Below are 12,461 nucleotides of genomic sequence, written 5' to 3' on the forward strand. Positions count from 1 at the left end.
TTAACAGGAGTCAGTCCCTTGTCAGACCCTATTTTATTACCGACAGAAGAGCAGCTTGCCACTGAGTTGCCGCTGGTCGCCGCGCAACCTGGCATTTGGGTGGCCGATCAAATCTCACCGTACGCCAATGCCTACGCGGTTTCCCACTATATCGAACTCAGCGGCCCACTGAACGAAGAGCGGCTATTGCAGGCGATTGCGCAGGGGTTGTCCGAAGTCGATACCCTTCAGCTCCGTTTTGAAGAGCGGGACGGGGTGCCGGTACAGTGGCATGACGCCGAACTGGCGATCCTGCCGACGGAATATCTCGATCTGCGCGATTCTCCGGATGCTCCGGCGGCGGCGCGTGCGGTCATGCAGCGGGATATGTCCGGTGATTTGCGCATCGGCAGCGGCAATGCACTGTACCGCCATATGTTGATCCGCCTGTCGGACCGGCGTTGGTTCTGGTATCAGCGTTATCACCATATTCTGGTCGATGGCTTTAGTTTTACCGCCATTGCCCGCAGAATCGCCCATATTTACAGCCGCATACTGAACGATGAACGGCCCGATCCGACGCCGTTTACCCCGTTCAGCGAGGTGGTAGCGGAATACCAGCGCTACCAACAGTCGCCAACCTGCCGGCGCGATGCCGCTTTTTGGCTGAACAAGGCGCAGCAGTTGCCTGCGCCGGCCACGCTTTGCCCGCAGCCGCTGGCCGGGCAGACACCCAGCACCCGCATCCACCGGTTATCGCAGCTGTGCGATCGCCAAGATTTTGCTCAACTGGTGAGCGCCAGCCCGCAGCAGTTCAGCGTGGCGGATATGGCGTTGGCGCTGGTGGCGCTGTGGGTCTCTCGCCTGAGCGGCCACGGCAGCTTCAGCGCCGGTTTTATCTTTATGCGCCGTACCGGTTCTGCTGCGCTGTGCGCCAACGGGCCGGTGATCAACGTATTGCCGATCGAAATGCACCTCGATCCCCAGGCTACGCTGTGCGAGATAGCCGGCGGTATCGGTCGCGAATTGAAAACCGTCCGCCGTCATCAGCGTTACGAGGCGGAACAAATCCAGCGTGATTTGGGGCGGATTGGCGATGCTCAGCCGCTGTACGGCACCGTTTTCAACTTTAAAATGTTCGATTTCCAGCTGGATTTCGGCGGTATCGAAGGCATTACTCACGAGCTGGCTTCGGGGCCGGTACGGGATCTGGAGATCGCGCTGTATCTCGACGAGGCCGGCACGCTGAAGGTGGATCTGCTGGCCAATGCCGAACGTTATCAGCGCGATGAGCTGGCGGCGCATTTACAGCGCCTGCCGCTGTTGCTGCGTCAGTTTGCCGCCCGGCCGCAAATGCCGATTGGCGAAGCCGATTTGTTGACCGAACAGGACCGTCAACTGCTGGCCCGGATTAACGACACCGCTCATCCGGTGGCGGCGCAAACCCTCAGCGGCCTGCTGGCCGAACAGGCGCAGAAAACCCCGGACGCCCCGGCGCTGAGGGACGCGCAATACCGGTTCAGCTATCGCGAAACCCGTGAACAGGTCACCGCACTGGCGCGCCAACTGACGGCACAAGGGGTACAGCCCGGCGATATCGTTGCCGTTGCGCTGCCGCGCTCGGTGTTTCTGTCGCTGGCGCTGATGGCGATTGTCGAGGCAGGGGCCGCCTATTTGCCGCTGGATACCGGCTACCCTGACGAACGTCTCGGTATGATGCTGGAGGATGCCGCGCCGCGACTGATCATCACCGAACCTACCCAGCAGGCGCGTTTTGCCGGCAAGGGAGAAATCCTGCTGTTTGCTGCGCCTCTGGCCGCCGACTGTGCGGCAGAGGTGATGCTCAGCGGGCCAACGCCGCATCATCCGGCTTACATCATCTTTACTTCCGGTTCTACCGGGCGGCCAAAAGGCGTGCTGGTGGGGCATCAGGCGATCGTCAACCGTTTGCTGTGGATGCAGCATCAGTATCCACTGGCGGCGAACGATGTGGTGCTGCAGAAAACGCCATGCAGCTTTGACGTCTCGGTGTGGGAGTTTTTCTGGCCGTTGATGGTGGGCGCGCAGTTGGTGATGGCACCGCCGGAAGCGCACCGCGATCCGCAACAGTTGTTGGAGTTGATTGATCTGCATCGGGTTACCACGTTGCACTTCGTACCTTCGATGTTGGCGGCCTTTGTCGGCGCGCTGGACAACCCGCCGGCGGTGGCCTGCTGTGCGCCGTTGCGGCAGGTGTTTTGCAGCGGCGAAGCGCTGCCGGCTGAGCTGTGCCGTCTTTGGCAAAGTCGCACCGGCGTGCCCTTGCATAATCTTTATGGCCCGACCGAAGCGGCGGTGGATGTCAGTTGGCACCCGGCCTGGGGCGAGGCGCTGGCGGCGGTCACCGGCGCCAATGTGCCGATCGGCCTGCCGGTGTGGAACACCGGGCTGCGCATCCTGGATGCGCGTCTGCGGCCGGTGCCGCCGGGCGTGGCCGGCGATTTGTATCTTACCGGCGTGCAGCTGGCGCAGGGCTATCTTGGCCGCCCGGAGCTGACCGCCAGCCGCTTTGTGGCCGATCCCGAAGGCAACGGCGGGCGGATGTACCGTACTGGCGACGTTGCGCGCTGGCTGCCGGGTGGCGAAGTGGAATACCTCGGCCGCAGCGACGATCAGCTAAAAATTCGTGGTCAGCGCATTGAGCTGAGCGAAATCGACCATGCGTTGTTGTCGCTGCCGGGCATTAAGCAGGCGGTGACCCATGCGCTGGTGCTGGACAATACGCCAACCGATCCTGGCGGCGGCGATGCCCGCCAACTGGTGGGGTATCTGGTGGCCCAGCCCGGCGTGCGCCTGGATCTCGACGGCCTGCGTGCCGCGTTGGGCGATCGCCTGCCGCCACACATGGTGCCGGTGGCGTTGGTCGAGATGGATTCTCTGCCGCTGAGCGCCAACGGCAAGCTGGATCGCAAAGCGCTGCCGCAGCCGCAAAATGGCGTCAGGGCCGCAGGCCGTGAACCGGAGCCAGGTCTGGAGACGGCGATCGCTGCGGTGTTCGCGCGCTTGCTGCAACGTGAAACCGTATTTGCCGACGATGATTTCTTTGCTCTCGGCGGCCACTCGCTGTTAGCGATGCGGCTGGCGGCAGAGTTGCGACGTGAGTTGGGCAAGGCGGTTTCGGTAGGGCAGGTGATGGTCGCTTCCCGGGTAGAACAGCTGGCGCAACTGCTAACGCAAGAGCGCACGCAGGAAGAAGCCGACCAAACCGGTTTCGACAGCGTATTGCCGCTGCGCACCACCGATGGCCCGACGCTGTTCTGCCTGCATCCGGCTTCCGGATTCTCCTGGCAGTTCAGCGTGCTGCCGCGCTATATCGATCAACATTGGTCACTGGTGGGCATTCAGTCGCCACGTCCGGATGGCCCGTTGGCGCTCAGCGAGAATATGGATCAGGTTTGCGAGGCGCATCTGGCGACGGTATTGCAGGTTCAGCCACAGGGTCCGTACCATTTTATCGGTTATTCGCTGGGGGGCACCTTGGCGCAGGGGATCGCCGCCAGGCTACAGGCGCGGGGCGAAGAGGTGGCCTTCCTCGGCCTGCTGGATACCTATCCGCCGGAAACGCAAAACTGGGACGTGATGCTGGATGACAACGTGCTGAAAGAAGTGCAGCGCGAACGTCAGCAGTTCCTGGCGGTATCGGAAGATACGCTGGATCCGGCTCTGGGCGAAACCCGGGTGGCGATGTTCGATAATATCGAAGCCAACTATGCCGATTCGGTGCGTTTGCTTTCCGCGACCCATACGGCGAATTTCAGCGGGCAGGCGACGCTGTTTGTCGCGCGTCAGACGTTGCAGGAAGGGATGGACGTGCAGCAGACCTGGGCGCAATACGTGGATGCCTTGCAGGTTTATGAACTGGATTGTGCGCACGTAGATATCGTCTCACCGGCGTCGTTCAAGGTGCTGGGGCCGTTGTTGAACAGAATACTGAGGGCGTTATAACTCCCAGAGACGGTAAGGGGCGAAGAGATTCGCCCGATTAACAGGGGCCCAACTGCTGGGCCCTTACAAGATCAGGGTTCCCTGATTATTTCCCCAACGGCACCACCAGCGGCGTGTGTGAGACCGGATCGTCAATGATCATGCAGCGCAGGCCGTACACTTCTTCGATCAATTCCGGCGTTACGATATCCTTGGGTGCGCCTTCGGCCACGACTTTGCCGCCGCGCATGGCGATCAGATGGGTGGCGTAACGGCAGGCATGGTTGAGATCGTGCAGCACCACCACCAGCGTGTGGCCGTTTTCACGATTTAACTGACGCATCAACTCCAGCAGGTCGATCTGATGGCTAATGTCCAGCCAGGTGGTCGGTTCATCCAGCAACAGCAGCGGCGTTTGCTGCGCCAGCACCATCGCAATCCAGACCCGCTGACGCTGCCCGCCGGAAAGCGTATCCACCGGCTGTTCGGCCAGTTCAAACACGCCGGTGGAACGCATTGCCTGCTCCACCGCTTGCTGGTCTTCTTCACGCCAGCGGCTAAACAGACGTTGGTGCGGATAGCGGCCACGGGCCACCAGATCAAAGACGGTGATGTCGCCGGGAGCGGTCGAACTTTGCGGCAGCAGGCCCAACTGGCGCGCTACCTCTTTGGTTGCGTATTCGCTGATGTGCTTGCCGTTCAGCCAGACCGTACCGGCTTGCGGTTGCATCAGGCGGCTGAGGGTGCGCAGCAGGGTAGATTTACCGCAGGCGTTCGGCCCGATAATCACCGTCAGCTCGCCCTGGGGGATAGAGACGCAAAGATTGCTCGCTACGATTTTTTTGTCATAGCTTAGCGTCAGATGTTCAGCGCGCAGCGGCGCAGGCAGCAGGGGTTCAGCATTCATTTTTTTCGTGACTCACGGATTAACAGCCAAATCAGATAAATGCCGCCGAGGCTGACGGTCAGCACGCCTACCGGCAATTGATAAGGCATAAACAGGCGCTGGGCGGCGACATCGGCGATCAGCAGCAACAGCGCGCCGGTCAGGGCGGTCAGCAACAGGACGCCACGGTTGGCGCACAGGCGGCGGGCAATCTGCGGCGCCACCAGCGCAATAAAGGAGATCGGCCCGGCCACGGCGGTGGCGGCCGCGGTCAGCGTTACGCCGATCAGCAGCAGCAGCACGCGCGAACGTTCCACCGGCACACCGAGGGCGCAAGCGGTGTCGTCACCCATTTCCAGCAGCCGCATGCGGCGCGACAGTGTCAGCAACAGCAGGCAGCACAGCGCGATCACTGCCAGCACCGGCAGGCTTTTCGCCCAGCTTATGCCGTTAAGCGACCCGGCGCTCCACAGCCCGGCGGTCATGGCGGCCTCCAGCGAGGCGCTGATGATAAGCCAGGTATTGCCGGCCACCAGTAACGCACGCACGGCGATGCCGACGATAATCAAACGGAAAGTCTCGACGCCGTTGCGCCATGCCAGCAGATAAACCAGCGCGGCGGTCAGCAGGCCACCGGCCAGCGCGCCGGAGGTGATGCCGACGACGCCGCCGTTAAACAGCACTATGGCGACCAATACGCCGCTGTAGGCGCCGGTATTGAAGCCGATCACGTCCGGGCTGCCGAGCGGGTTGCGCAGCAGCGACTGGAAAATGGCGCCGCTGATCCCGAGCGCCGCGCCCAACAGCAACGCCATAGTGACGCGTGGCAAACGCCATTGGGTGACTACCACCGCCAGGTTTGCCGGGCCTTTGCCGAGGAGAGCGTCGATCACCTGCGTGGCGCTAAGCGAAAGGGCGCCGGAACCGAGGGCGTAAATCGCCAGTACCCCGCAGGCAAGTGCCAGCATCGACGCGGTCAGCGCCGGTCGCGACAGGGCAAGCAACCTTCGATCGGTCATCAGACGGGCAGAGAGCATCGACATTAGCGTTGCCTCCTGAACATATGGCGCTGGCGCACCAGCATGATCAGCAGCGGTGCGCCAATCAGAGCGGTCACGATGGAAACGCGCAGCTCGCCGGCCACCAGGAAGCGGCCAATCAGATCGGCGCTCAGCAGCAGGATGGGGGTCAAGACCAGAGTCCACGGCAGCATCCAGTGCAGCTCGGAGCCGGCCAGCCGCCGGGCAATGTGCGGCATCATCAGGCCGACGAAGGCTATCGGCCCGACGGCGGCGGTGGCGCCGCCGCACAGCAGGGTAATCGCCAGCAGGCCCAGCAATTGGGTGCGGACGATGCCGGTGCCCAGCGCAGTGGCCAATTCGCTGCCCATGCTCAGGCTGTTAAGCGATTTGCTCATCCACAGTGTGATTAGCGTGCCCAGCAGGATCGGCAGAGTGACGGTGCGCACCACCTGCATATTTTGAATATCCAGAGAACCGGCCTGCCAAAAACGCAGTTGATCGAACACCAGGGGGTTCAGCAGAGAAATTCCCGAGGTCATTCCCTCCAGCACTGCCGCCAGTGCGACGCCGGCCAGCGTCAGGCGGACCGGATTCAGGCTGCTGCCGCCCAGCGCGCCTATCAATGCGACCAGCAATGCGGCGAACATCGCCCCGGCAAAGGCGAACCACAGGTATTGGCCAACCTCGGCGGCACCAAAGAAGGTGATGCCCAGAACCACGGCGAATCCCGCTCCGGCGTTTACGCCGAGAATGCCCGGATCGGCCAGGGGGTTGCGGGTGAGGGTTTGCATCAATACGCCGGACAGGCCCAGCGCAATGCCGGCCAATACGCCCACCAGCGTGCGCGGCAGCCTGGCGCCGGTAATAATGGTGCAGTCTGCCCCGCTGCATTGACCGTTCAGCGCCTGGATAACCCTGTCAAAAGGAATGGACTTGGCGCCGAGCGACAGGCTGAGCAGCATCACGGCCAACAGCGCGCAAACGGCTACCAGCAGACCAAATAGTTTGCGACGAAATGAGTGGGGAGTGCCGCTAATGAGGCGATTCTTGGGGGGCGGAATGGAGGGGGTGCCATTGCGTGTAATCCGTAACATAACAATCCATTATTTGATTGAATATAAATGATATTTATTATCATTATTGATTGCTTTCATCTATGTTACCATGACTCCCTTCGCTATTGCAGCACATACCCTTCATTCTTGAAGCTGTCTCTGTGTTGGCTGCCCGCACTTACCCCAATCACGTACTTCCTGTACGTTCATGGGGATGCGCTTGGTTGCCGCCTTGATTCAACTCCAATTATTTTGGCTATAGACGCTGTCCCTTTTCCTACGTTGTGGTGAGAAAGCTGATGAGTAAGCCCTCTATTTTGCTTGATTTTGGCCTGCTTAAGACCAATGGCGCGTTTCGTGCCGTATTTTGCGCGCGTTTTATTTCCATTTTGGCGCTGGGATTGATGGCCATTGCGATCCCGGTTCAGATCCAGGCATTGACCGGTTCGACCCTGTTGGTCGGGTTGTCCGTGACGCTGGCGGGCAGCGGCATGTTTGCCGGTTTGCTGATGGGGGGCGTGTTGGCCGATCGCTACGAGCGCCGCCGTTTGATTCTGTTTGCTCGCTCTACCTGCGGTATTGGCTTTCTCGGGTTGTGCCTGAACGCTGCCTTGCCGGCCCCTTCGTTAACGGCGATTTATTTGCTGGCCGTGTGGGACGGTTTCTTCGGTGCAGTCGGGGTGACGGCGCTGCTGGCCGCCACCCCGGCGTTGGTGGGCCGTGAAAACATCGTTCAGGCCGGGGCCATCAGTATGCTGACGGTGCGTTTTGGCTCGATCCTGTCGCCGGCGATAGGGGGCCTGGTGATCGCTCACTCCGGCGTGATGTGGAACTACGGCCTGGCGGCGTTGGGCACTTTGCTGACGTTGATCCCCTTGCTGCGCCTGCCGCAGTTGCGGCCACCGCCACAACCGCGTGAACACCCGCTGCGCGCGTTGGCCGGTGGTTTCGGTTTTCTGTTCCGCAACCGGGTGATCGGCATGGTGGCGCTGATCGGCGCGCTGCTGACCATGGCCAGCGCGGTGCGGGTGTTATATCCGGCGATGTCCGGCATGTGGCACGTCAGCGCTGCGCAATTGGGCTTTATGTATGCAGCAGTTCCCCTCGGCGCGGCGATTGGCGCCTTCACCAGCGGCCGGGTCGCTCACGTAGCGCGGCCGGGCTGGATGATGCTGACGACGGCGATAGGTGCGTTCGTCACCATTGGTTTGTTCGGGCTGATGCCGCGGTACGGTTTGGCGCTATTCTTCCTGGTGATTTTTGGTTACCTGAGCGCGGTGAACTCGTTGCTGCAATACGGGTTGATTCAGAACCTGACGCCGGACGCGTTCCTGGGGCGCATCAATGGCTTGTGGACGGCGCAAAACGTCGTGGGCGACGCGCTGGGGGCATTATTGCTGGGGGCGCTGGGGGCATTTATGCTGCCGGCGATGACCTCGACCAGCTTTGGTTTTGGGGTGGCGGTGCTGGGTGTGGTACTGGCTTTCGCCATGCGCGGTTTGCGCCAGGTGGGCAGCGGCGGGCAGGAAGAAAATCTCCAGCCCGCCGGCGAGACTAGCGAGAAATAAACTGTTTTTCCAACAGCGTCAGCAAGTTGCCGGCGCTGTAATAATCCAGCCGGAAGGTATCGTTGCCCAGCGCGTAAACCCGTTTGTGCTGCACCGCCGGCAGGTGAGCGAGAAAAGGATTGGCCAGCAGGCGTTGTGCGTCCGCGTCGCCGTTGGCGAACAGCATCAGCGTCTGGCCGTTCAGGCCTTCCGCCAGGTTCTCGCCGCTCAACTGAATAATGTCCTTGCGCACGCCCTGACTGCGGCTGTTGTTCAATGTGGCGGGCGGCACCGCCAGGGTGAATCCGAGCTGTTTAAGCATTTGCCCCTGGGACGATTCGGCGGTCCACAGATTGGCGGTTTTGCCGTCAGAACCAAACACCAGCGCGGAGACTGGCTGTTCAGGCAGGGTCATCCGTTGTTTCAGCGCTTTTTCACGCGCATCAAAATCGCCAATAACCTTTTGCGCCTGGGCCTCATGCCCGGTGGCCTGGCCCAATTCTGCGGCCAGTTCTTGCCAGCTTTTGTCGTCGTAATTGACCACCAGCACCGGGGCGATGGCAGAGAGCTGATCGTACAGGCGCAGGGCGGAATCGGCGCCGGTGGCTGACATGATAATCAGATCGGGGGCAGCACCTGCGATGGCTTCCGCATTGGGTTCGCCGACGTACAGACGTTTAACGCCGCGCTGTGCGGCGATGTCGCTCCATTGACGGAAGAACCCCTGTTTGTCCGCCAAACGGCTGCCGGGCGTGGTTGCCCCGCTGGCCACCACCGGTGCGTCGATGGCCAACAGGGTGCCTGTGAGGGTAACGCTGGTAGAAACGATGCGGGCAGGGGGCTGAGTAAGGGTTACCACGCCGTGTGAGGTTTCGATGTCTCGTGGCCAGCCGGTATCGGCGGCATGAGCGGCACCGATGGCCGCTAGCCCGAACAGCGCCAGGCCAAAGATCAGGTTCTTCTTCATAAAGAAAGTCCTTAGGTTTTAAATAGTAATACTTATCATTTATATAATTTATGCTGCTGATTTTCTACCGCGATGATGAGGAGAAGCGCTGTTTACAATTATTGACATGGCAAATTTCCAAGGGTACTTTAACGCGGTCAAACATAAATGATAATCATTATTATGTTTGTTATCATTCACGAAGAGAAATGGAGTACCGATGAGCGTGACTGTAAAGGGTGCCGGCCAAAAGAAATCGCAAAGCAAGGAGAGCGGACTGAATACTGCAGGCGTTTCGCCCACCTCGGGCTTCTTCTTTACCTCTCCTTTCCGTAGCCTGAGTACGCAAGGCTGCTTCGCCAAAATCACGTTGCCTGCAGCAGGCGGGGACCAGGTGAATGGGGAGTTTCAGCGAGAGGTTCGGCACGCTTTCGCCGAAGCGAAACTGGCAGGCGTGAAGAACCCGGTACTTTGCGGTGCCATTCCTTTTGATACTCATCAACCTTCGGCGTTGTTTATTCCCCAGCAAACTCAGTGGTTTGAGCGCGATGCCTTTTTGGTCGGCATAACGCCGCCGCAGGATACCTTGCCGGAAATTACCCGGCAAACCGAAGTGCCTGCCCAGCAGCCTTTCATGCAGATGGTTGCCGATGCGGTGCAGGCGACCCGTGGCGACCGGTTGGATAAAGTGGTGCTGTCGCGCCTGCTGGAGATTGAAACCCGCGAACCGGTTGATCGCCAGGCGCTGATGGCGCGCATCATCGTCCAAAACCCTAACGGTTTTCACTTTCACGTGCCGCTGGAGCAGGGGGCGCTGGTGGGCGCCAGCCCGGAATTGCTGCTGCGCAAATCCGGCGCGCAGTTCCATTCCAATCCGCTGGCCGGCTCTGCCCGCCGCGATGCCGATCCGCAGCGGGACCGTGAAATCAGCCAACAGCTATTGGTGTCGGACAAAGACCTTTATGAGCACAAGTTCGTCACCGAAGGGATGCGTCAGGTATTGGCCGACCGCTGCCGCCACCTGAACATCCCGTCATCCCCTGAATTGCTGAGCACCACCACGCTGTGGCACCTGTCGACGCCTATTGATGGCGAAGCCGCCAGCCGGGCGGAAAATGCGCTTTCGCTGGCCTGCCTGTTGCACCCGACTCCGGCATTGTGCGGCACGCCAACCCGGCTTGCGCATCAGGTGATCAAACAGCTTGAGCCTTTTGATCGCGGCCTGTTCGGCGGCATTGTCGGCTGGTGCGATGCCGAAGGCAACGGCGAGTGGGTCGTGACCATTCGTTGCGGCACCGTGCAGGGCAATCAGGTGCGGCTGTTTGCCGGCGCCGGCATTGTGCAAGACTCTTCGCCGGAATCCGAATGGCGTGAAACCGGCACCAAACTCAGTACCATTTCGCGGGCGTTTGGCCTGAACCAAGGATAGGCATACCCATGAGCATTGATTTTACTCCCTGGCCCGAGGCGTTGGCCCGTCGTTATCGCGAACGCGGTTATTGGACCGACCGGCCATTGACCGACATTATCACCCGCCAGGCCAAAAATGACGCCGTGGCGCTGATCGACCCGCAACGCAGCCTGAGCTATCGCCGGCTTAATCAACTTTCTGACCGGCTGGCCGCTGCGCTGCAACGCCGGGGCTTGCAAAGTGGCGATACCGCTTTGGTGCAGTTGGGCAACGTGGTCGAGTTCTATGTGACCTTCTTTGCGCTGTTGAAAATTGGCGTGGTGCCGGTGAATGCGCTGTTCAGCCATCAACGCAACGAACTCAAGGCTTATGCCGCACAAATCAAGCCTGCGCTGCTGATTGCCGATCGCCGGCATGGTTTGTTCGGCAACGACGAATTCCTGACGGCGTTTCGCGCCGAAAATCCTTCATTGCGCGTAGTGGGGCTGCACAGCCAGGCGGAAGGCGAGCAGTCGCTGGCCGCCTGGCTCGAAGAGGATGCCGAAGATTTTATCGCGACACCGACCCCGGCTGACCAGGTGGCGTTCTTCCAGCTTTCCGGTGGCAGCACCGGCACGCCAAAGCTGATCCCGCGCACCCACAATGATTACTACTACAGCATTCGTCGCAGCGTGGAAATTTGCCATTTCGATGCGCATACCCGCTACCTGTGCGCGCTGCCGGTGGCGCATAACTACCCGATGAGTTCTCCGGGCGTGCTCGGCGTGTTTTATGGCGCCGGGCTGGTGGTGTTCGCCAGCGATCCGGATGCCGGGCAATGCTTCCGTTTGATCGAGCAGCACCAGATTAACGTGACGGCGCTGGTGCCGCCGGCGGTGACGCTGTGGCTACAGGCGATTGAAGAGTGGGGCGGTCAACCATTGGCCAGCCTTAAGCTGTTGCAGGTGGGGGGCGCCAAGCTGAGTGAAACCCTGGCCGCGCGCATCCCGGCGGAAATCGGCTGCCAGTTGCAGCAGGTCTTCGGCATGGCGGAAGGCCTGGTGAATTACACCCGGCTGGACGATGACGACCTGCATATTCTGACCACTCAAGGCTGCCCGATGTCGCCGGACGACGAACTGTGGGTGGCCGATGACGAGGGTAACCCGCTGCCGGTGGGGCAAACCGGACGCCTGATGACCCGGGGCCCTTACACCTTCCGCGGTTATTACCAAAGCCCGGAACATAACGCCGCCGCCTTCGATAAAGACGGTTTTTACTGTTCCGGGGACCTGATCAGCCTGACTGAAGACGGCTATGTGAAGGTGGAAGGGCGTCAGAAAGATCAGATCAACCGCGGTGGGGAGAAGATCGCCGCCGAGGAGATCGAAAACCTGCTGTTGCGCCACCCGGAGGTGATCAATGCGGCACTGGTTTCCATGCCGGATGAACTGATGGGTGAGAAGAGCTGCGCCTTTATTATCGCCACCAGCGCGTTGAAGCCAGTGGTACTGCGCCGCCATTTGCGTGCAGAGGGCGTGGCCGAATTTAAATTGCCGGACCGTTTTATACAGGTCGATACGCTGCCGCTCACCCCGGTAGGAAAAGTGGATAAAAAACGGTTGCGTCAACGCCTGGAGACGCAATCACTGACTCAGGCCCAGGGAGAATAA

General features: G+C 60.5%; 8 protein-coding genes. 4 read left to right on the forward strand and 4 right to left on the reverse strand.

Annotation, left to right across the window (positions count from 1 at the left end; all coding sequences use genetic code 11):
* Window positions 1–18 precede the first annotated feature (18 nt).
* The gene (locus V2S86_RS01735; protein ID WP_330760966.1) at window positions 19–3,963 is read left to right on the forward strand and encodes an enterobactin synthase subunit F; all 3,945 of its coding nucleotides are present in this window, start codon (window positions 19–21) and stop codon (window positions 3,961–3,963) included.
* A gap of 85 nt (window positions 3,964–4,048) precedes the next feature.
* On the opposite strand, the gene V2S86_RS01740 is transcribed toward V2S86_RS01735, so the two are convergent.
* The 3 genes from V2S86_RS01740 to fepD are packed head-to-tail and all read right to left on the reverse strand — an operon-like array spanning window position 4,049 to window position 6,944.
* Window positions 4,049–4,849 carry an ATP-binding cassette domain-containing protein gene (locus V2S86_RS01740; protein ID WP_330760967.1) on the reverse strand — a complete coding sequence of 267 codons (801 nt, stop codon included), beginning with the start codon at window positions 4,847–4,849 and terminating at the stop codon, window positions 4,049–4,051.
* Complete coding sequence (fepG, locus tag V2S86_RS01745) at window positions 4,846–5,871, reverse strand: iron-enterobactin ABC transporter permease (RefSeq protein ID WP_330760968.1); 1,026 nt, start codon at window positions 5,869–5,871, stop codon at window positions 4,846–4,848. The genes V2S86_RS01740 and fepG overlap by 4 nt, the downstream gene beginning before the upstream one ends.
* On the reverse strand, window positions 5,871–6,944 hold the full coding sequence (gene fepD / locus V2S86_RS01750; protein WP_330760969.1) for a Fe(3+)-siderophore ABC transporter permease: 1,074 nt from the start codon (window positions 6,942–6,944) through the stop codon (window positions 5,871–5,873). Before fepD ends, fepG begins: the two co-directional genes overlap by 1 nt.
* 260 nt (window positions 6,945–7,204) lie before the next feature.
* Here fepD and entS point away from each other — a divergent pair, with 260 nt between their 5' ends.
* Window positions 7,205–8,473 carry an enterobactin transporter EntS gene (gene entS / locus V2S86_RS01755; protein ID WP_330760970.1) on the forward strand — a complete coding sequence of 423 codons (1,269 nt, stop codon included), beginning with the start codon at window positions 7,205–7,207 and terminating at the stop codon, window positions 8,471–8,473.
* Here entS and fepB read toward each other — a convergent pair.
* Window positions 8,460–9,419: a Fe2+-enterobactin ABC transporter substrate-binding protein gene (fepB, locus tag V2S86_RS01760; protein WP_330760971.1), complete on the reverse strand. Its 960-nt coding sequence runs from the start codon at window positions 9,417–9,419 to the stop codon at window positions 8,460–8,462. The genes entS and fepB overlap by 14 nt on opposite strands.
* Before the next feature lie 199 nt (window positions 9,420–9,618).
* Between fepB and V2S86_RS01765 the strand changes: the two genes are divergently transcribed.
* Both V2S86_RS01765 and V2S86_RS01770 read left to right on the forward strand, forming a co-directional pair.
* Window positions 9,619–10,827, forward strand: a complete 1,209-nt coding sequence (locus V2S86_RS01765; protein ID WP_330760972.1) for an isochorismate synthase — start codon at window positions 9,619–9,621, stop codon at window positions 10,825–10,827.
* An 8-nt stretch (window positions 10,828–10,835) separates the two neighbouring features.
* Window positions 10,836–12,461, forward strand: a complete 1,626-nt coding sequence (locus V2S86_RS01770; protein ID WP_330760973.1) for a (2,3-dihydroxybenzoyl)adenylate synthase — start codon at window positions 10,836–10,838, stop codon at window positions 12,459–12,461.

The sequence above is a fragment of the Serratia sp. C2(1) genome (assembly GCF_036352655.1).
Lineage (GTDB): Bacteria > Pseudomonadota > Gammaproteobacteria > Enterobacterales > Enterobacteriaceae > Serratia > Serratia inhibens.